This is a genomic window from Mycobacterium sp. 1465703.0, from assembly GCF_001672975.1.
Classification (GTDB): Bacteria; Actinomycetota; Actinomycetes; order Mycobacteriales; family Mycobacteriaceae; genus Mycobacterium.
Map to the genome: position 1 here is coordinate 1 of NZ_LZKU01000102.1, position 19,944 is coordinate 19,944.

Annotated in this window: 15 protein-coding genes and 1 pseudogene; 8 read left to right on the top strand and 8 right to left on the bottom strand. The window is 66.8% G+C overall.

Annotation, left to right across the window (positions count from 1 at the left end; translation table 11 throughout):
- On the bottom strand, positions 1–135 hold a 135-nt coding region (locus tag A5625_RS30045), incomplete at its 3' end, for a hypothetical protein (protein WP_232003556.1).
- Entirely contained in the window at positions 120–464 is a 345-nt protein-coding gene (locus tag A5625_RS09140) for a hypothetical protein (RefSeq protein ID WP_369829997.1), read from the bottom strand. The genes A5625_RS30045 and A5625_RS09140, both read right to left, overlap by 16 nt.
- On the opposite strand from A5625_RS09140, the pseudogene mycP reads away from it, so the two are divergent.
- The 3 genes and pseudogenes from mycP to eccA2 form a co-directional block, all read left to right on the top strand.
- Positions 446–1,553, top strand: a pseudogene (mycP, locus tag A5625_RS09145) (type VII secretion-associated serine protease mycosin); the annotation flags it as partial. The gene A5625_RS09140 and the pseudogene mycP sit on opposite strands and share 19 nt — an antisense overlap.
- A complete protein-coding gene (eccE, locus tag A5625_RS09150; protein WP_066991838.1) occupies positions 1,550–3,154 on the top strand; it encodes a type VII secretion protein EccE in 1,605 nt (534 codons plus the stop codon). The pseudogene mycP and the gene eccE, both read left to right, overlap by 4 nt.
- A gap of 115 nt (positions 3,155–3,269) precedes the next feature.
- Positions 3,270–5,120 (top strand): type VII secretion system ESX-2 AAA family ATPase EccA2, encoded by a 1,851-nt coding sequence (gene eccA2, locus A5625_RS09155; RefSeq protein ID WP_066991841.1) that lies wholly within the window; start codon positions 3,270–3,272, stop codon positions 5,118–5,120.
- An 11-nt stretch (positions 5,121–5,131) separates the two neighbouring features.
- On the opposite strand, the gene A5625_RS09160 is transcribed toward eccA2, so the two are convergent.
- Together A5625_RS09160 and A5625_RS09165 are read right to left on the bottom strand one after the other, a co-directional pair.
- A complete protein-coding gene (locus A5625_RS09160) occupies positions 5,132–5,572 on the bottom strand; it encodes a nitroreductase family deazaflavin-dependent oxidoreductase (RefSeq protein WP_066991844.1) in 441 nt (146 codons plus the stop codon).
- 1 nt (position 5,573) lies between these two features.
- Positions 5,574–6,422, bottom strand: coding sequence for an NAD(P)H-binding protein (locus A5625_RS09165; protein ID WP_066991847.1), 849 nt, complete (start codon positions 6,420–6,422; stop codon positions 5,574–5,576).
- Positions 6,423–6,534: 112 nt separating this feature from the next.
- Here A5625_RS09165 and sigI point away from each other — a divergent pair, with 112 nt between their 5' ends.
- Entirely contained in the window at positions 6,535–7,392 is an 858-nt protein-coding gene (sigI, locus tag A5625_RS09170) for an RNA polymerase sigma factor SigI (RefSeq protein WP_066991850.1), read from the top strand.
- Here the strand turns inward: sigI and A5625_RS09175 are convergent.
- Positions 7,389–8,585, bottom strand: coding sequence for a MinD/ParA family protein (locus tag A5625_RS09175; RefSeq protein WP_066991853.1), 1,197 nt, complete (start codon positions 8,583–8,585; stop codon positions 7,389–7,391). The two genes, sigI and A5625_RS09175, sit on opposite strands and share 4 nt — an antisense overlap.
- A gap of 645 nt (positions 8,586–9,230) precedes the next feature.
- On the opposite strand from A5625_RS09175, the gene gltB reads away from it, so the two are divergent.
- On the top strand, positions 9,231–13,814 hold the full coding sequence (gene gltB, locus A5625_RS09180; protein ID WP_066991947.1) for a glutamate synthase large subunit: 4,584 nt from the start codon (positions 9,231–9,233) through the stop codon (positions 13,812–13,814).
- On the top strand, positions 13,807–15,273 hold the full coding sequence (locus tag A5625_RS09185; RefSeq protein ID WP_066991856.1) for a glutamate synthase subunit beta: 1,467 nt from the start codon (positions 13,807–13,809) through the stop codon (positions 15,271–15,273). The genes gltB and A5625_RS09185 overlap by 8 nt, the downstream gene beginning before the upstream one ends.
- A gap of 385 nt (positions 15,274–15,658) precedes the next feature.
- On the opposite strand, the gene A5625_RS09190 is transcribed toward A5625_RS09185, so the two are convergent.
- Positions 15,659–16,510 carry an LLM class F420-dependent oxidoreductase gene (locus A5625_RS09190; protein ID WP_066991859.1) on the bottom strand — a complete coding sequence of 284 codons (852 nt, stop codon included), beginning with the start codon at positions 16,508–16,510 and terminating at the stop codon, positions 15,659–15,661.
- 52 nt (positions 16,511–16,562) lie between these two features.
- On the opposite strand from A5625_RS09190, the gene A5625_RS09195 reads away from it, so the two are divergent.
- Together A5625_RS09195 and A5625_RS09200 are read left to right on the top strand one after the other, a co-directional pair.
- On the top strand, positions 16,563–16,997 hold the full coding sequence (locus A5625_RS09195; protein WP_066991862.1) for a hypothetical protein: 435 nt from the start codon (positions 16,563–16,565) through the stop codon (positions 16,995–16,997).
- A gap of 22 nt (positions 16,998–17,019) precedes the next feature.
- Positions 17,020–18,027, top strand: a complete 1,008-nt coding sequence (locus A5625_RS09200) for a PHP domain-containing protein (protein WP_066991865.1) — start codon at positions 17,020–17,022, stop codon at positions 18,025–18,027.
- Here A5625_RS09200 and dinB read toward each other — a convergent pair.
- Together dinB and A5625_RS09210 are read right to left on the bottom strand one after the other, a co-directional pair.
- Positions 18,024–19,238 (bottom strand): DNA polymerase IV, encoded by a 1,215-nt coding sequence (gene dinB / locus A5625_RS09205; RefSeq protein ID WP_066991868.1) that lies wholly within the window; start codon positions 19,236–19,238, stop codon positions 18,024–18,026. The two genes, A5625_RS09200 and dinB, sit on opposite strands and share 4 nt — an antisense overlap.
- Positions 19,239–19,268: 30 nt before the next feature.
- On the bottom strand, positions 19,269–19,907 hold the full coding sequence (locus A5625_RS09210; protein ID WP_066991871.1) for a TetR/AcrR family transcriptional regulator: 639 nt from the start codon (positions 19,905–19,907) through the stop codon (positions 19,269–19,271).
- Between the last annotated feature and the right edge of the window lie 37 nt (positions 19,908–19,944).

The window sequence follows — 19,944 nt, forward strand, 5'->3', positions numbered from 1 at the left end:
CGGCCCGTCCGGCGGTACCAGTCCCGGATCCACCGAAGGTGGTGTAATAGCCAGTGCGGCAGGGATATTGGCTGATACCGCGACCAGTGTGACGGCGGCGGTAACCACCGCCGCCCGTCTCAGTGGCGAATCCACGTGAAGAGCCCTCCCAGGGCCGCCGCCGCAGGCAGCAAGACGATGAACGCGAGCACTTCCACCCATTCCACGGTCAGGCGGATGAACGGCCGGAACCTCATGGCCGGCACCAAAAGCGCTGCGGCCAAACCCAACGCGGCGAAGGTCACCACTGCCAGCACGGGCCACATCAGCCCGGTCATAGCATCTTTCGGCGCGGCGACGGCGTATTTGACCACTCCCGCGCACACCGCAGCGGATGCCCCGCAGACGAGCGCGACGGCCTGATACTTGGCGGCGAATCCGCGTCCCTGGGTGAGGAAGATGCCCACCACCAGTCCGGCGACCACCAGCGCCAGCCACGCCCACGACCGACCTGGAGTCAGCACGCCCCAGAGGGAGGTGGTGCCACGGCCGCATCGAACGGGCCTGCCGATCCGCAGACCGAGGACGAACCCGCGGTGCCGCCGCTTCCCCCGGGAGCGCCCGATGGGGTGGTGGGTGTGGCCCCGCACGCGACCATCATCTCGATTCGGCAATCATCCCGAGCCTTCGAACCGGTCAACCCCCCGCCCGGAGATCCCAATTCGGACGAGAAGGTCAAGGCCGGGACGCTGAATTCGGTTGCGCGCGCGGTGGTTCACGCCGCGAACATGGGGGCGAAGGTGATCAATATTTCGGTCACCGCGTGCCTGCCCGCGGCGGCCCCGGCCGATCAGCGGGCGCTGGGCGCAGCGCTGTGGTACGCGTCCACCGCCAAGGACGCGGTGATCGTGGCGGCCGCGGGCAACGATGGGGAGGCCGGTTGTAACAACAACCCGATGTATGACGCGTTGGATCCGTCGGATCCGCGAGACTGGCATCAGGTCAAGATCGTCTCGGCGCCCTCGTGGTTTTCCGATTACGTGCTGTCGGTGGGCGCCGTCGATGCCAGCGGCGCCCCACTCGACAAGAGCATGTCGGGTCCCTGGGTCGGTGTGGCCGCACCGGGAACTCACATCATGGGTCTGTCCCCCCAAGGCGGCGGTCCGGTCAATGCCTACCCACCGTCGAGGCCGGGCGAGAAGAACATGCCGTTCTGGGGAACCAGTTTCTCCGCGGCCTACGTCAGCGGCGTCGCGGCATTGGTCCGCGCGAAATACCCGGACCTCAGCGCACACCAGGTGATCAACCGGATCGTGCAGTCGGCGCACAATCCGCCTGCCGGCGTTGACAATAAGGTCGGGTACGGATTGGTCGACCCGGTCGCCGCGCTGACCTTCAACATCCCGCCGGGCGATCGGATGCCGCCGGGAGCGCAGAGCCGGGTTATCACCCCTGCCCCGCCACCGCCGCCGCCCGACCACCGGGCACGCAACATCGCCATCGGATTCTTGGGCACCGTCGCCGCCGCTGTGCTGGTGGTCGCGATCGCGGCGCGATTGCGCAGGGCGCGATGAGGCCCGACCTGACCGGGTTCACCCGCGGCAGCAACCGGCGGGTGGTCGGGGTGTGGGTGGTGTTCGTGCTGGCGTTGGCGGGCTGGCTGGTAGGCGGTTACATCGGCGCCGCGGTCGCCATCGTGGTGGGTGTCGCGCTGATCTTCGTACGCTGGTGGGGTCAGCCGGCGTGGTCCTGGGCGGTGTTGTGGCGGCGCGGCCGGCGCCCAATCGACTGGTCGGCTCCAATCACTGTGGCCAACAACCGATCCGGTGGTGGGGTCCGTGTGCAAGACGGCGTCGCCGTGGTCGCCGTGCAACTGCTCGGCAGGGCGCATCGCGCCACCATGGTGACCGGTTCGGTGACCGTCGAGACCGAAAACGTGCTCGACGTAGTCGAATTGGTGCCGATGCTGCATCAAGCCCTGGGTCTGCAGCTCGAGTCGATCAGCGTCGTCACCATCGGTTCTCGGCACGGCACCATCGGGGACTTCCCCCGGGTGTATGACTCCGAGATCGGTACCCCGCCCTACGCAGGCCGGCGGGAGACGTGGCTGGTCATGCGGTTGGCGGTGATCGACAACGCCCAGGCCCTGTTCTGGCGCACCACCGTTGGCGCGGCGGCCATTTCGGTCGCCCAGCGCATCGCAGGATTGTTGCGCTGCCACGGATTGCGGGCAAAGGTGGCCACCGCCACCGACCTCGTCGAGCTCGATCGCCGGCTCGGCTGGGACGCGGTATCGGGAACCACCCAGAGATGGAAAGCCATCCGCGGAGAAGCGGGTTGGATGACCACCTATGCGTATCCGGCCGAGGCGATCACCTCGCGCAATCTTTCCCAGGCGTGGACGCTGCGCGCCGACGAGGTGATCCAGAACGTGACGGTGTACCCGTACGCCAAATGCACCGCGACGATCACAGTGCGGACGCCGACGCCGGCGCCGACGCCACCCAGCGTGATCCTGCGGCGGCTCAACGGCGAGCAGGCCGCCGCGGCGGCCGCGAACATGTGCGGTCCCCGCCCGCATCTGCGCGGATTGCGGCGCAGTCCGCTGCCTGAGCACCTGGTCACCGAGATCGGACCGTCGGGCGTGCTGATCGGCAAACTGAGCAACGGCGACCGGCTGCTGATGCCGGTTACCGACGCCGGTGAACTGTCGCGCGTATTCGTCGCCGCCGACGACCCGGTCGCCAAACGGATCGTGATCCGCACCGCCGGTGCCGGCGAGCGGGTGTGCGTGCACACCCGCGACATGTCCCGCTGGGTCAGCGTGCGGATGCCGGAGATCAGCGTCGTAAACAGCTCACGTCCAGCGCCGAGGACCACCGTCAGTGTCGTCGAGTACGCCGCGCGGCGGAACAACCCCGGCGCGCCCGAAGGCGGCATCGAGGCGGCGATCTCACCCACTCCGCGACCGGCGACCGTGATCACCGTCGCGCCCGCGGGTGCGCAACTCTCCGAGGGGCAACGGCACGGCTTCGAGGTGATCATCGAGCAGATCAGCCCGGCCGTGCTGAACGTCAGTGCAGCAGGAAAGAATTGGCTTGTCGAGATGGACATGTTCCGCGCCGAGAACCGTTACGTCAGTCTCGAGCCGGTCAGCATGACGGTCGGCAGCTAGCAGGTCGAAGTTTTGAGGCACAGTGTGATGGGCGCACGAAGCGGCCGCGGCCACAGCGCGGTCGGGCGAAAGACGGCTGCCCGCCACCCCGGCGACCATCACCACGCTGCCCGGGATGGGGGACGTGATGGGTGATTTGCAAACTGCCCGAAGGCATTTCGACCGGGCCATGGCAATCAAGCGTCAGCAGGGCCGGGCGGCGGCGTTGCCCGAGTTCGTCGCCGCCACCGACGCCGACCCATCGATGGCCGACGCGTGGCTGGGGCGCATCGCTTGCGGAGACAGCGATCTGGCGTCGCTGCGGCAGCTTTACGCCACCAGCGAATGGCTGCACCGCGAGACCACACGCATCGGACAGACGCTGGCCGCGGAGATCCAGCTCGGCCCCTACATCGGGATCACCGTCACCGACGCCTCACAGGTCGGGCTGGCGTTGTCCTCCGCGTTGACGATCGCCGGAGAGTACGCCGAAGCCGACAAGCTGCTGGCCAACCGCGACCTGCTGGACTCGTGGACCAACTACCAATGGCATCAGTTGGCCCGCACGTTCCTGATGTACCGCACCCAACGTTGGCCGGACGTGCTGCTGGCCGCCGCCGAGGAGCTGCCCGCGCACGCCATCGTCATGTCGGCGGTGACAGCGTCGATCTGCGCGTTGGCCGCACACGCGGCCGCGCACCTCGGCCATGGCCGGGTTGCCCTGGACTGGCTGGACCGCGTCGACGTGATCGGGCACAACCAGTCGTCGTCACGCTTCGACGCCGATGTGTTGACGGCGTCGATCGGCCCGGCCGACATCCCGCTGCTCGTCGCCGATCTGGCGTACGTGCGGGGGATGGTGCACCGTCAGCTGCGCGAGGAGGATCAGGCCCAGATCTGGCTCTCGAAGGCCACCATAAACGGCGTCCTGACTCCGGCGGCCAAAGAAGCGCTGGCCGATCCGAACCTGCACTTGGTCGTGACGGACGAACAAACCATCGACAGCCGCACCGATCGGTGGGACGCCTCGTCGGCCAAGAGCCGTGACGAACTCGACGACGACGCGGCAGCCGACCGGCGGGCCGAGCTGTTGGCCGAGGGGCGCAAGCTGCTGGCCAAGCAGGTGGGACTGGCCGCCGTCAAGCAAGCGGTCGCGGCGCTGGAAGACCAGCTCGAAGTGCGAATGATGCGCCTCGAGCACGGCCTGCCGGTGGAGGGGCAGACCAACCACATGCTGCTGGTCGGCCCGCCGGGTACCGGTAAGACGACCACCGCGGAAGCGCTGGGCAAGATCTACGCCGGCATGGGGATCGTGCGCCACCCCGAGATCAGGGAGGTGCGCCGTTCGGATTTCTGCGGACACTTCATCGGCGAGTCGGGCCCCAAAACCAACGAGCTGATCGAAAAGTCGCTTGGCCGAATCATTTTCATGGATGAGTTCTACTCCCTGATCGAGCGCCACCAGGACGGCACTCCGGACATGATCGGCATGGAAGCCGTCAACCAACTCCTGGTTGCCCTGGAAGCCCACCGGTTCGACTTCTGTTTCATCGGGGCGGGCTATGAAGACCAGGTGGACCAATTCCTCACCGTGAACCCGGGTTTGGCCGGCCGGTTCAACCGCAAGCTGCGCTTCGAGTCCTACTCGCCGGCAGAGATCGTCGAGATCGCACACCGCTACGCCACGCCGCGGGCCAGCCTGCTCGACGAGGGTGCCCGCGAGACGTTCTTGGATGCGGCGACGACCATCCGCAACTACACCACTCCCAGCGGGCGCCATGGCATCGACGCCATGCAGAACGGTAGGTTCGCCCGCAATGTCGTCGAACGCGCCGAGGGTTTTCGTGACACCCGAGTCGTAGCCCAAAAGCGCGCGGGCCAACCGGTGACCGTTGAAGATCTGCAGATCATCACCGCCGACGACATTCGGGCCGCGGTGCACAGCGTGTGTTCGGACAATCGCGACATGGCGGCCATCGTCTGGTGAGCTTGCGGGTGTTACGCCGGCTCGAAGCGGAACACGGCTAACCGCCCCGCCAGCGCTTCGAACTCGTCGGCCGTTCCGTCGCGCACCATTCCCGAGCGTTTCGCAAAGGCCACCCCGACGGGAACTTCGGTCGGGAATGCCCGCAGTACCGGGCGCGCCTCGCTGGCGGCGAGTTCGACGATCCGCACCGAGCGTGACCGTCGGCCCCGGCTGAGCGTGCCGATGCCGGCCGCCCGGGCATTCGCCGCCCAATCGGCGCCGGGATAGCCGGCCACCACGTACAGGCCGCCCTGGAAAGTGAACGGCGTCATCGGGGTGCTGCGGGGTTGGCCCGACTTGCGGCCGGGGACGGTGAGCACCATGGCGGGCCCGGTCGGAATCCCGAGCCGTTGCACCGCCATCATGAATTTGTTCATCGGCTTGAGGTAGCGCGGGGGGCGCGGTTGGGTCATCTCATATTCCTTTCTCGTTGCTGAACAGGTCGCGGTGCTCGGACACCCAGCGCGCGAACGGGATTGGTGGCCGGCCGAGGATCTTCTCCACGTCGTGGGTGACCAGCACGGGTTTGTCGATCGTCTGGGCGAGCATGGCCATGTAGGCGTCGGCGAATCCGGCGCCGAATCCCAGCTCGATAAACCGTTGGCGCACCGCGTCAGTGGGGATCTCGCGGTACTGCAGCGGCCGGCCCAGGACACTGCCGATCTCCTCGACGAGTTCGGAGTTGGTGAACGCCTGCGGGCCGGTCAGCGGGATCCGCTGTCCGACAAGCTCGTCGGTAAGCAAACCGTGGGCTGCGACCGCGGAGATGTCCGCCTCCACGATCGGCGCCGTCGACGCGGCGGCGTATGGCCCGGCGACCACATCGCCGGCGCGGATCTGAGCGGACCACATGCCGGCGAAGTTCGTCGCGAACACGGTGGGCCGCAGGCTTACCCAGTTGATGCCGGAGCCGATCGCGAGTTGCTCGACCCCCCGGTTGCGGTCGCCACGGAAGCGGGACGGCTGGCGGGTGTCGTCGTCGTCGGCATTGATGGCCGACAGCGCAACCAGCTTGCTGACGCCGGCGGCCCCGCATCGAGCCACCACTTCTTCCAACTGCTCCCCGAGCGCCCGCGAGTTGAGGAATACCGCTGTGGCACCCGGTAGGGCGTCGGTGGCCGAACCGAACACCTCGACGTCCGGCGGAAATCCGGCCGACCCGGGTTGTCGGGTGACCGCCCGCACGCGTGCTCCGGCGCCGAGCAGTGCGGTGACGAGGGGGCGTCCGACATTGCCGGTCGCACCGGTGACGACGATGGTCATGGGACTGTTCCTTCCGTGAACTTCTTGCACTGCTGAAACGACGGGGCAAAAGGTGGGAAAGTTACATCGGCAGAATCCGTAACTTTTCGTCTCACCAGATCGTCGAAGAGTCATGAACCAGTCGCAGTCAGCCGGCGAGCAGGTCAGCGAGGCCTGGCGTCGTCACCGCCCGTACCTGGTCAACCTCGCCTATCAGATGCTGGGCGACGTCGGCGAGGCGGAAGACATTGTGCAAGAGGCTTTTCTGCGATTCTCCCGCACCGAGGCGGGCGAGATCGAAGACGCCCGAGGCTGGTTGACCGTGGTGGCAAGCCGCCTCTGCCTCGATCAGGTGCGCTCGGCGCGCGCCCGTAACGAGCGCCCGGGTGACGTCAACGAGCGACCGGCACCGGCCCACCTCGACCCGGCCGAGCGGGTCACTCTGGACGACGAGATCCGCACCGCGCTGCTGGAAGTCTTGCGCAGGCTCAGTCCCGGCGAGCGGGTCGCCTTCGTGCTGCACGACGTATTCGGCGTCCCCTTCGAATCGATCTCGCAAACCGTCGGCCGGCCGGTCGGCACCTGCCGACAGTTGGCACGCCGTGCGCGCGCCAAATTCCATGCGGCACAACCGAAGATGAGCGACGTAGCGTCGGCAGAACACCAGTTGGTCACCGAGAAGTTCATCACCGCGTGCGCCAACGGCGACCTCGAAGGGCTGGCCGCCGTCTTGGATCCGACGGTGTGGGGCGTGGGCACCGTCCTCGCGGACCCGGCACCGCCGCCGCAGATCAACCACGGTCCGGACGCGGTGGCCACCAACCTGCTGCGCTACCTGTGGCCGGACGTCACTCTGGTCAGCGGTCCCGCCGGCGCACCGGTGCTGCTGGCCTTCAGCGAGCGCCGCCTCTTCGCCGTCATCGTGCTGACGATCCGCGAGTCCAGGGTGGTGAAGATCGAGGCGATCGCCGACCCATCGGCGCGGGCTTAGTCCGGCTTGTCCGACGACCGTTCGCCGTCGGCGCCGTCGGCGCGCGTCGCGAAATAGCCGGCGATCGTCGCGGTGACTTCGAGGAACTTGCGCCGCGTTGCCGGGGCCATTTCGTGGATCACATCGATGACGCCGCCCGGCCGCAGGTGCGGGTCAAAGGGCACTTCGATGACCGGGCGGCCGTGATCGGTGAACTCGCGGGCGAGCAACGCCCGGGTGCGTTTGTCGGCATGCCCGTCGGAATCGTTGAGTACCACGACGGTATGGCGCAGCAGCGTGGTCAGGCCCTGATCCGCCAGCCATTCCATGGTCCGGGCGGCCGCGGATGCGCCGTCGGCCCAGGGTGAGGACACCACGATCAGCGCATCCAGGTCACGCAGCACCTCCTGGGTGAGCGGTGCGTCCATCGTCGAACCGCAGTCGATCACCGAGATGGTGAAATGGTGGTCCAGTCGCAGCGCGGCCTCCCGGTAGATCGCCGGATCGAGCACCCGGCGCGGGCCCGATGCCGGTTCGCCGGCGAGCACGTGCAGACCCGAGGAATTACGGCCCAGCCGCGCCACCACATCGTCGAAGGACCGCAGATTCTTGTCGGCGGTGAGCTCCCAGAACGAACCCGTCGAAGCCGGGTCGATGCGGCTGGCGAGCCGACCGAAGGCGGTATCGGCATCGATTGCCACGACGTGGTCTTGCCGACGGAGCGCGGCGAACAGCGACCCCACGCTCGCGGCGACCGATGTCTTTCCCACGCCGCCCTTGCCCAGCACGCCGACCTTGCGGTTGCCGTACAGGCGGGTTCGGATGGCGGCTTCGAACCGGGCCTCCTGCTGTTGGGCCGGCGACGGGCCCAGGTTGATCAGGCCGAAGGAGACCAGCCGCAGCACGCGTCGCCAGCCGCGGTCATGCAACTCGTCGCCCTGCGGACTGCTCGGGGCCGACGGTTGCGGTGCCGCGGCCGGCGGTGGCCGGAAGGAAGGCGCGAGTTGCGGAGGCGCCGGCGACCAGCCTTGCGGCCGAGCGGGGGGCCGGGCCGGTGGGCCAGCAGAAGTCGACGGCGGGCGCGGAGCGGGCCACTGGGCCGCCGCAGACGTCGGTCGTGACTGCGCAGGGGAGGGACCGGACGGGGCCGCCGCCGGGGTGCTCGGCCGCTCGGGCTGCAGACGGTCCCGCAGGAATTCGTCGCGCTCGTTCATGGGCTCCTCGGCTGCCAGGCGGTCGATCGCCGCCGCCGGTGACCCGGCGGCGGCGAGCGGGTTAGGTGATAAGCGCCACGCTCCGACCTGCGATGCCGGATGTGACCGCTATCGCTCCAGTATCTCCTGTCGCAGCCGAGGTACCTACCTGCAAACTCGTCGCGGCCCCACCCGGATCCGCCGCAGGGCCCCGGGTTAGGCCCTGAACACGCTCATATCTGCGCCAGCAACATCGTCGACGTTCCGCGACCTACCCGTCAGCAAACTCGGCGCGGCCCGCTGCGTGGGACCGTCCCCGCCCGGAATATCCGCCGCTTAGGGCGGAATTCGCGGTTCCCAGCAGCGGGCTGGTGAAATTGGGGAAGTACGGCCGCAGCGAAATTCACGGCATTGTCAGCTGGCGGCTAGACTTGACGAAGTTGGCATGTCAGGCGGGTATTGTCATATCGTTTTACGACTTGTCGAGACTGGTTCCAGGCCACCGCGCAGAGCTGCACGGACATCCCTCATGGGATTTTATCCGCCTGGGGCCGCAGCCCATCGAGACAAGACCGAAGGGGTCTTAGCCCGCAACCTCCGGGTGCAGCCTCGCCGGGGCCGCTGCTAACGGCCGCGCATAACGTTCAGGTGAAGGGTCAGGTGCATATGACGCCCAAGCGCGTCGGGTTATACAACCCCGCGTTCGAGCACGACTCATGCGGGGTAGCCATGGTCGTCGATATGCACGGCCGTCGTAGCCGCGACATTGTCGATAAGGCAATCACTGCGCTGCTGAACCTCGAACACCGGGGTGCCCAGGGCGCCGAGCCCCGCAGTGGCGACGGTGCCGGCATCATGCTTCAGGTCCCGGACGCCTTCTTGCGTGAGGTGGTGGACTTCGAGTTGCCGCCCGAAGGCAGCTACGCCACCGGTATCGCCTTTCTGCCGCAGTCGTCCAAGGACGCCGCGACCGCGTGCGCGGCGGTGGAGAAGATCGCCGAAGCCGAGGGCTTGACGGTGCTGGGCTGGCGCAACGTTCCCATCGACGACTCGTCGCTGGGTGCGCTGTCGCGCGATGCGATGCCCACCTTCCGCCAGGTGTTCATGGCGGGCGAATCCGGTATGACGCTGGAGCGCCGCGCCTACGTGGTGCGTAAGCGCGCCGAGCACGAACTGGGTACCAAGGGCCCGGGCCAAGACGGGCCCGGCCGCGAAACCGTTTACTTCCCAAGCCTTTCCGGTCGGACCCTGGTCTACAAGGGCATGCTGACCACTCCGCAGCTCAAGGCGTTCTACCTTGACCTGCAAGACGATCGGTTGACCAGCGCGCTGGGGATCGTGCACTCCCGGTTCTCCACCAACACATTCCCGTCCTGGCCGCTGGCGCATCCGTTCCGCCGCGTCGCCCACAACGGTGAGATCAACACCGTCACCGGTAACGAGAACTGGATGCGCGCCCGCGAGGCGTTGATGAAGACCGACGTGTTCGGGACGGAAGCCGACGTCGAGAAGCTGTTCCCGATCTGTACGCCGGGCGCCTCGGACACCGCGCGTTTCGATGAGGCACTCGAACTGCTTCACCTGGGCGGGCGCAGCCTGGCCCATGCGGTGTTGATGATGATCCCCGAGGCCTGGGAACGCAACGAGTCGATGGATCCGGCGCGGCGGGCCTTCTACCGGTACCACGCGTCGTTGATGGAGCCGTGGGATGGGCCCGCGTCCATAACGTTCACCGACGGGACCATCATCGGTGCCGTCCTGGACCGTAATGGCTTGCGCCCCTCGCGGATCTGGGTCACCGAAGACGGCCTGGTGGTGATGGCGTCCGAGGCCGGTGTGCTCGACCTGGATCCGGCCAAGGTGGTCCGCCGGATGCGGTTGCAGCCCGGCCGGATGTTCCTGGTGGACACCGCGCAGGGCCGCATCGTCTCCGACGAGGAGATCAAGGCGGAACTGGCCGCCGAGCACCCCTACCAGGAATGGCTGGACAGGAACCTGGTTCCGCTCGATGACCTGCCGCAGGGCAACTACAAGCGGATGCCCCACGACCGACTGGTCAAGCGTCAGCAGACATTCGGCTACACCTACGAGGAACTGAACCTCTTGGTGGCACCGATGGTGCGCACCGGCGCCGAACCGATCGGGTCGATGGGTACCGACACCCCGGTCGCGGTGCTCTCGCAGCGCCCCCGGATGCTTTACGACTACTTCCAGCAGCTCTTCGCGCAGGTGACCAACCCACCGCTGGACGCCATCCGTGAGGAGGTGGTGACCAGCCTGCAGGGCACCACCGGCGGCGAGCGCGACCTGCTCACGCCGACCGAGCGCTCGTGTCACCAGATCGCGCTGTCGCAGCCGATTCTGCGTAACCGGGAACTGGCCAAGCTGATCAACCTCAACCCCGAAGACGAGGTCAACGGGCGCCCACATGGCATGCGCTCCAAGGTGATCCGCTGCTTGTACCCGGTGGCCGAGGGAGGCGCCGGGCTGGCTGCCGCCCTCGACGAGGTGCGGGCGCAGGCGTCGGCGGCGATCGCTGACGGCGCTCGGGTGATCATCTTGTCCGACCGCGAATCCGACAAAAAGATGGCGCCCATTCCGTCGCTGCTCGCCGTGGCAGGAGTGCACCACCACCTGGTGCGGGAGCGGACGCGGACCCACGTCGGTCTGGTGGTGGAAACCGGCGACGCCCGCGAGGTGCACCACATGGCCGCGCTGGTCAGCTTCGGTGCCGCGGCGATCAACCCGTATATGGCGTTCGAGTCGATCGAGGACATGCTCGACCGTGGCCTCATCGAGGGCATCGACCGCAAGACCGCGCTGAGCAACTACATCAAGGCCGCCGGCAAGGGTGTGCTGAAAGTGATGTCCAAGATGGGCATTTCAACGCTGGCGTCCTACACCGGTGCGCAGTTGTTCCAGGCGGTCGGCATTTCCGAGGATGTGCTCAGCGAGTACTTCACCGGGCTGAGCTGTCCGATCGGCGGTATCACCCTGGACGACATCGCCGCCGACGTCGCCACCCGGCACGCACTGGCATACCTGGACCGCCCGGACGAACGGGCGCACCGCGAACTCGAGGTGGGCGGGGAATACCAGTGGCGCCGCGAGGGCGAGTACCACCTGTTCAACCCCGAGACCGTCTTCAAGCTGCAGCACGCCACTCGCACCGGCCAGTACAAGATTTTCAAGGACTACACCCGTCTGGTCGACGACCAAAGCGAGCGCATGGCATCCCTGCGCGGCCTGCTGAAGTTCCGCGGTGGTCTACGGCCCGCGATCCCGCTGGAGGAGGTCGAGCCCGCCAGCGAAATCGTCAAGCGCTTCTCCACCGGTGCGATGAGCTACGGGTCGATCTCCGCCGAGGCGCACGAGACGTTGGCCATCGCGATGAACCGGCTGGGTGGTCGGTCCAACAGCGGTGAAGGCGGCGAGGACGTCAAGCGTTTCGAGCAGGACCCCAACGGAGATTGGCGGCGCAGCGCGATCAAGCAGGTTGCGTCCGCTCGTTTCGGCGTCACCTCGCACTACCTGACGAACTGCACCGACATCCAGATCAAGATGGCGCAAGGTGCGAAACCCGGTGAGGGCGGCCAGCTTCCGGGACACAAGGTGTACCCCTGGGTTGCCAAAGTCCGGTATTCGACTCCAGGCGTCGGGCTGATTTCACCGCCGCCGCACCACGACATCTACTCCATCGAGGATTTGGCGCAGCTGATCCACGACCTGAAGAACGCCAACCCGGCTGCGCGCGTGCACGTCAAGCTGGTCTCCGAGAACGGCGTCGGCACGGTGGCCGCCGGGGTGTCCAAGGCCCACGCCGACGTGGTGCTGATCTCCGGGCACGACGGCGGCACCGGTGCGACCCCGCTGACTTCCATGAAGCACGCCGGGGCGCCATGGGAATTGGGCCTGGCCGAAACGCAACAGACATTGCTGCTGAACGGATTACGTGACCGGATTGTGGTCCAGGTCGACGGCCAGCTCAAAACCGGCCGCGACGTGATGATCGCTACCTTGCTCGGTGCCGAGGAATTCGGCTTCGCCACAGCGCCGCTGGTGGTGGCCGGTTGCATCATGATGCGGGTATGTCATCTGGACACTTGCCCGGTCGGGGTGGCCACCCAGAACCCGGTCCTGCGCGAGCGGTTCACCGGTAAGCCCGAGTTTGTCGAGAATTTCTTCATGTTCATCGCCGAAGAAGTCCGGGAGTACATGGCGCAGTTGGGCTTCCGCACGCTCAACGAGGCCGTCGGCCAAGTCGGGGCGCTGGACACTACCTTGGCACGGGCCCATTGGAAGGCGCACCGGCTGGATCTGGCCCCGGTTCTGCATGAGCCGGAGTCGGCGTTCATGAACCAGGACCTGTACTGCAGTTCGCGTCAGGACCACGGCCTGGATAAGGCGCTCGACCAGCAGTTGATCGTGATGAGCCGCGAGGCGCTGGACTCCGGAAAGCCGGTGCGGTTCTCCACGACCATCAGCAACGTCAACCGCACGGTGGGCACCATGCTCGGCCACGAGGTCACCAAAGCCTATGGCGGTCAAGGGTTGCCGGACGGAACGATCGACATCACCTTCGACGGGTCGGCGGGTAACAGCTTCGGCGCGTTCGTGCCCCGGGGTATTACCCTGCGCGTCTACGGTGACGCCAACGACTACGTCGGCAAGGGTCTGTCCGGCGGCCGGATCGTGGTTCGACCGTCGGACAACGCGCCGCAGGGCTACGTTGCTGAGGACAACATCATCGGCGGCAACGTGATCCTGTTCGGTGCGACCAGCGGCGAGGCGTACCTGCGCGGCGTCGTCGGCGAGCGATTCGCGGTCCGGAACTCCGGGGCGCACACCGTCGTTGAGGGTGTCGGGGACCACGGTTGCGAATACATGACCGGCGGCAAGGTCGTCGTCCTCGGTCGCACCGGCCGTAACTTCGCGGCCGGCATGTCCGGCGGTGTCGCTTACGTCTACGATCCGAACGGCGAATTCCCAGCGAATCTCAACGCGGAGATGGTCGAGCTCGAGAGCTTGGATGAAGATGACTACGAGTGGTTGCAAGGCATGATTCAGGCACACGTTGATGCCACCGATTCCGCTGTCGGCCAGCGCATTCTGAGTGACTGGTCACAACAGCAGCGGCATTTCGTCAAGGTGATGCCGCTCGACTACAAGAAGGTGTTGAACGCCATCGCCGAAGCGGAACGTGACGGCACGGATGTCGACAAGGCGATCATGGCGGCCGCACATGGCTGATCCGAGCGGCTTCCTGAAATACACGCATCGGGAATTGCCGAAGCGTCGGCCTGTCCCGCTGCGGCTGCGCGACTGGCGCGAGGTCTACGAAGAGTTCGACAACGAGACCCTGCAAGAGCAGGCGACTCGCTGCATGGACTGCGGTATTCCCTTCTGCCACAACGGATGTCCGCTGGGCAACCTGATTCCGGAGTGGAATGACCTGGTGCGCAGGGACCGGTGGCGCGACGCCATCGAACGGCTGCACGCCACCAACAACTTCCCGGACTTCACCGGCCGGCTGTGCCCGGCCCCCTGTGAGCCGGCCTGTGTGCTCGGTATCAATCAGGACCCGGTGACGATCAAGCAGATCGAGCTGGAGATCATCGACAAGGCCTTCGACGAGGGCTGGGTGCAGCCGTTGCCGCCGAGCAAGCTGACCGGGAAAACGGTCGCCGTGGTCGGTTCGGGACCGGCGGGCTTGGCCGCCGCCCAGCAACTGACCCGCGCCGGCCACACCGTCACCGTCTTCGAGCGGGCCGATCGCATCGGTGGGCTGCTGCGCTACGGCATCCCAGAATTCAAGATGGAAAAGCGTGTCCTCGACCGCCGGCTGGACCAAATGCGGGCCGAGGGAACCGAATTCAAGGCCGGTGTCAATGTCGGAGTGGACATCACCGCCGAGCAACTGCGCGCCGACTTCGACGCCGTGGTGCTGGCCGGCGGCGCCACCGCGGGACGGGATCTGCCCATCCCCGGCCGTGACTTGGACGGCATCCATCAGGCAATGGAATACCTGCCGTGGGGTAACCGAGTGCAGGAGGGCGACGACGTGCTGGGCCCCGACGGGGAACCGCCGATCACTGCCAAGGACAAGAAGGTCGTCATCATCGGTGGTGGCGACACCGGAGCCGACTGCCTGGGCACCGCGCACCGCCAGGGCGCGGCCATCATCCACCAGTTCGAGATCATGCCGCGTCCGCCGGAGACACGCGCCCCGTCCACCCCATGGCCGACCTATCCGCTGATGTACCGGGTGTCCTCGGCGCACGAAGAGGGCGGCGAGCGGGTGTTCTCGGTCAACACCGAGGAATTCGTCGGCGAAGACGGTCACGTGACCGCGCTCAAGGCGCACGAGGTGACCATGGAAGACGGCAAGTTTGTCAAGGTGGAGGGTTCGGAGTTCGAACTCGAGGTCGACTTGGTGTTGCTGGCGATGGGATTTACCGGCCCCGAGAAGGAGGGCCTGCTCACCGACCTCGAGGTGAAATTCACCGAGCGCGGCAACGTCGCGCGCGGCGCCGATTTCGACACCTCGGTGCCGGGCGTTTTCGTTGCCGGTGACATGGGTCGCGGCCAGTCGCTGATCGTCTGGGCGATTGCTGAGGGTAGGGCTGCCGCGGCTGCCGCGGACCGATTCTTGATGGGGTCGACAGCGCTGCCGGCGCCGGTCAAGCCCACTGCGGTACCGCTTCAGTAGTAACACCAGTCACACCAGAAACACGAGCGAGTTCGCTCGGCGAGTCTCCCACTGTTTGCCAGGCGGCTGGTGTCTAATAACCCGTTGTGAGCCCGCTCACATGGGGGCCACACCGGTTTCCCGGTTGAACGGCCGATCGCAGGAGAGATTCTTGTGCATATTCACCCATTACCTCGGTCACGGATGGGGCGAATCGCCTGGTCATGGCTACGTCACCCGGTCAAGAGTCGCGAGTTTCCCGCCAAGCATGAGCGCCTGGTAACCGCTCAGGACTTGTTGCTCTTCGGCGCATGACCGCCCGGCCGGGGCGCTCACCGGCCTACGCCAGGTTTGCTCGGCGATCGTCCGGGGTGGTGTGCACCTGACACCCGCCGGGCAACCGGCGTCACCGATCCCATAAACCCGAGTCGCGGATCGCCTCGGCCAGTGGCTCCAACACAGCGGGGTCATGCGGCGGCGGAAGGTAGACGATCCCCAGATCCAGGCCTTCGGCGGCCAGACCGGCGGCGTCCTCGATGACCTTTCCGTAGTCGAGATCCGGCTCCAGGCGTAGGTGGGCCGATAGCGTGATCTCCTTGGGATCGCGGCCGATGTCTGCGCAGTGCGAGGCGAGGACATCCCGCTTGTGGGCGAAAACGTCGGGCGGACCGCCCACGAAGTTCCAGTGCTGGGCGTAACGGGCGGTGATGCGCAGCGTGCGCTTCTCCCCGCTGCCGCCGATGCAGATCGGCGGGTGCGGCCGCTGCGGACCCTTGGGCTCGTTGCGGGCTCCCTTGAGCTGGTAGAACTTGCCGTCGAAGTCGGTGGTCTCCTGGCTGAGCAGGCTGGTCAGCACCTCGCAGGCCTCCTCGAACCGGTCAAAACGTTCCTTGATGCTGCCCAGTTCGATGCCGTAGGCGCCGGACTCCTCTTCGTTCCAGCCGGCGCCGATGCCCAGTTCAAGCCGTCCATTCGAAATGATGTCCAGGGCGGCCGCCATATTCGCCAGCACCGCGGGGTGACGGTAATGGATTCCGGTGACCAGGGTGCCCACCCGCAAGCGTTTGGTGGCTTGCGCCAGGGCGGTGAGCGTCGTCCAGCCCTCCAGGCACGGACCGCTGCTGTCGGAAAAGATCGGGTAGAAGTGATCGAACGTCCAGCCGGATTCGTAAACCTCGATGTCATCGGCCGCTTGCCAGACCGCAAGCATTTGTGTCCAGGTGGTGTTTTGCGGAGAAGTCTTGAAAGCGAATCGCATGTCTTCGACGTTAGTCGATGTTTATGAAGGGCAACTAAACTCAAGCCCCGCGATGACTTGTTGCTCCCTCGGAATAGACGCCAAGATCACCCTGCTGGCCGCGGGGCTGATCTTCTTGCTCGCGCTGGTTCTGGGCGTGTGGAAGTACCGCGAGATGATGACCTCCGAGAACCACCTGGCGCATCCCTACGTCGACATCGCGCACCGGGCGGCGCTGCTGTATTCGTTCGCGACGCTGTTGCTTGCGGTCTTTGTGCAACTGAGCGCCTGGCCGGGGTGGGTGAACCTGACGGCGGCGGGCGTGGTCGTGTTCTTTTTCGTGGCCGCCATCCTGGCCTACATCTACCACGGAGCGCGGCGGGACACCGTCAACCAATTCGAAAACGCCGACCGGACCATCGCGGTGGCGATGGCGTTGCTGATCGCCGGGGAGATCGGCGGATTCACCGTGTTGCTGGCCGGATTCGTCGCCGGTCAACTCGTGTGAGCGGGGCGGGCACACTGGAGCCATGGATCCGGTAGCGGCGTTACGGCAGATCGCCTACTACAAGGACCGCAGCCGGCATGACCCCAGGCGCGTGATGGCCTACCGCAATGCGGCCGACATCATCGAGGGCCTCGACGACGCGGCGCGCGAGCGGCACGGTCAGGCCAACAGCTGGCAGTCGCTGCCGGGAATCGGCCCCAAAACCGCCAAGGTCATCGACCAGGCCTGGTCTGGTCGGGAGCCCGACCTGCTGGTCGAACTCCGTTCCAGCGCTGAGGATCTCGGCGGCGGCGACATCCGTTCCGCGCTGCGCGGTGATCTGCATCTGCACTCGGACTGGTCGGACGGCTCGGCGCCGATCGAGGAGATGATGGCCTCCGCCGCCGCGCTGGGCCACGAGTACTGCGCCCTGACCGATCACTCGCCCCGGCTGACCATCGCCAACGGCCTCTCGCCGGAGCGGTTACGCAAGCAACTCGACGTCATCGATGGCCTGCAGGAGCAGTTCGCGCCGATGCGCATCCTCACCGGGATCGAGGTCGACATCCTTGACGACGGCACTCTCGATCAGGAACCCGAGCTACTCGAGCGCCTCGACGTGGTGGTGGCCAGCGTGCATTCCAAGTTGGCGATGGACGCCGCCGCGATGACCCGGCGCATGCTGCGCGCGGTCGCCGACCCGCACACCGACGTGCTCGGTCACTGCACCGGGCGGCTGGTGTCCGGGAATCGCGGCATCCGGCCCGAATCCAAGTTCGACGCCGAGGCGGTGTTCACCGCGTGTCGCGAACATGGCACCGCGGTCGAGATCAACTCCCGGCCCGAGCGGCGTGATCCGCCCACCCGGCTGCTGAACCTCGCGCTGGAGATCGGGTGCGTGTTCAGCATCGACACCGACGCGCACGCGCCCGGTCAACTGGACTTCCTCGGTTACGGCGCCCAGCGCGCCCTGGACGCGGGTGTTCCCGTCGATCGGATCGTGAACACCTGGCCGGCCGAGCGGCTGCTGGAGTGGACGGGGTCGAACTAGTCCGGCAGATGCGGCATCTCGAAGCCCGGATCGCGGCCCAGCAGCACCGCGGGCGTGAGCGCCGATTTGCCATACCGGCGGCGCACCCGGTCGATGGCGGCGTCGATGACGTCGCCGGGCACCCGGTGGTTCGCTTCGCCGAGCGGCAACATCAACTGCTGCGAGCCACTGCGGTCGATACCCGACACCGCGAAACCGACCAGCGTCAGGCCACGCTGCGTGATGAGCGGCGCTGCGTCCGCCACCAGTCGGCGCGCGGCCGCCAGCAGCGGCGCCGTGGACGACGTGGCCCATGGCAGGGTGTGCGACCGGGTCGCCCGGGTGAAGTCGTCGAAGCGCAGCCGCAGCACCACCGTGCGACCGGTGCGGCCTGCGGTACGCATGCGGCCGGTGATGCGGTCGATCAGGTTGACCACCACGGCGTCGATTTCGTTGGCCGACATGGTGTTTCCGGCGCGCCCCAACGCTCGCTGCGCACCGACGGACCGGCGGCGGACACCGGTCGTCACGCGGCGGCGGTCGATGTTTCGGGACAGCGCATACAGCTGGCGTCCCATTGCGGCGCCCACCATCGAGCCCAGCGCCGACTCACTGAGTTCGGCGACGTCGGCGACGGTGACGATGCCGTGTGCGCACAGCTTCTCGGCGGTCACCGCGCCCACACCCCAGAGCCGGCGCACCGGCAGCGGCCGTAGGAAGGTCAGCTCCTGATCGGGTGGCACCAACAGCAGCCCGTCGGGTTTGGCCTCCTGGCTGGCGACCTTGGCCAAAAACTTCGTCCGGGCGACTCCGACGGTGATCGGCAGCCCGACGCGGTCGCGCACATCCGCGCGCAACCGCTCGGCGATCGCCACTGGCGTTCCGCTGACCCGGCCCAGCCCTCCGACGTCGAGGAAGGCCTCGTCCACCGACAGCGCCTCGACGATCGGGGAGCAGTCCCGGAACACCTCGAAGACGGCGTCACTGGCGCGCGAATAGGCGCTCATCCGCGGCGGTACCACCACGGCCTGCGGGCACAGCCGTCGCGCCTGGGACCCGCCCATGGCCGTGCGCACGCCGTAGGCCTTGGCCTCGTAGCTCGCCGCCAGCACCACCCCGCCGCCCACGATCACCGGCCGGCCGCGCAGGGTCGGGTCGTCGCGCTGTTCGACCGACGCGTAGAACGAATCGAGGTCCGCGTGCAGGATGGATGCATCGCACCGCACGAACATATGTTCGCATAAGGTGCCGACAAGCCGCGATTAGCAGGCGTCGCCGTAGACGCTGCTGACCCAGATGTGCACCAGCGTGTCGAGCAATTGCTCGTCGGGCACCGACGGCCGCCCGTCGGCGAACGAGCTGAGCATGACCTTTTCGTTGAGCAGGTTCAGCGCCGCGGACAGGTGGTGGGCCGGCAGCGTCACCGGGGCGGCGCCGCGGGCGCGTTCGGCTTCGATCACGGTGGTGGTGTGGTCGACCCATTTCTGCATGAAGCGCGACCAGAGCTCGTCAACGTCTTTATTGGTGCGCGCGGCATCGGCGGCCAGTGACACCGCGCGATGAGCCCCGAAGGTTTCGACGAAGACGTTGATCCCGATGCGCCACAACGCTTTCAGGTCGGCGGGCGGGTTGGCGATCATGGTCTCCAGCGCCGAGTCGGCCTCCATGATCACGCGCTCGAAGAGGGTGAACAGCACCGCGTCCTTGGACGAGAAATAGAAGTAGAACGTCGGCCGGGACAGACCGGCGCCCTTGGCCAGGTCGTCCACGGAGATGTCGGCGAGCGGCCGGTCGCGCAGCAGTCGTTCGGCGGTGGACAGAATGGCCAGTTCGCGGTCGTCGCCGGACGGGCGCGTCGAACGCCTGGCCCGGTGGGTGCGAGCGGAACCGACGGTAGTCACGGCCGCTACTTTACACCGTGTCGAAAGATTCGACAGG

Excerpts from the sequence above, each read along its gene's own strand:
- A5625_RS09190 (WP_066991859.1), bottom strand. The coding sequence starts at position 16,510 with ATGCGATTCGCTTTCAAGACTTCTCCGCAAAACACCACCTGGACACAA.
- A5625_RS09165 (WP_066991847.1), bottom strand. The coding sequence starts at position 6,422 with ATGACCATCGTCGTCACCGGTGCGACCGGCAATGTCGGACGCCCCCTC.
- eccE (WP_066991838.1), top strand. The coding sequence starts at position 1,550 with ATGAGGCCCGACCTGACCGGGTTCACCCGCGGCAGCAACCGGCGGGTG.
- A5625_RS09200 (WP_066991865.1), top strand. The coding sequence starts at position 17,020 with ATGGATCCGGTAGCGGCGTTACGGCAGATCGCCTACTACAAGGACCGC.
- A5625_RS09175 (WP_066991853.1), bottom strand. The coding sequence starts at position 8,585 with ATGAACGAGCGCGACGAATTCCTGCGGGACCGTCTGCAGCCCGAGCGG.
- A5625_RS09185 (WP_066991856.1), top strand. The coding sequence starts at position 13,807 with ATGGCTGATCCGAGCGGCTTCCTGAAATACACGCATCGGGAATTGCCG.
- sigI (WP_066991850.1), top strand. The coding sequence starts at position 6,535 with ATGAACCAGTCGCAGTCAGCCGGCGAGCAGGTCAGCGAGGCCTGGCGT.
- A5625_RS09195 (WP_066991862.1), top strand. The coding sequence starts at position 16,563 with ATGACTTGTTGCTCCCTCGGAATAGACGCCAAGATCACCCTGCTGGCC.
- dinB (WP_066991868.1), bottom strand. The coding sequence starts at position 19,238 with ATGTTCGTGCGGTGCGATGCATCCATCCTGCACGCGGACCTCGATTCG.
- eccA2 (WP_066991841.1), top strand. The coding sequence starts at position 3,270 with ATGGGGGACGTGATGGGTGATTTGCAAACTGCCCGAAGGCATTTCGAC.
- A5625_RS09160 (WP_066991844.1), bottom strand. The coding sequence starts at position 5,572 with ATGACCCAACCGCGCCCCCCGCGCTACCTCAAGCCGATGAACAAATTC.
- gltB (WP_066991947.1), top strand. The coding sequence starts at position 9,231 with ATGACGCCCAAGCGCGTCGGGTTATACAACCCCGCGTTCGAGCACGAC.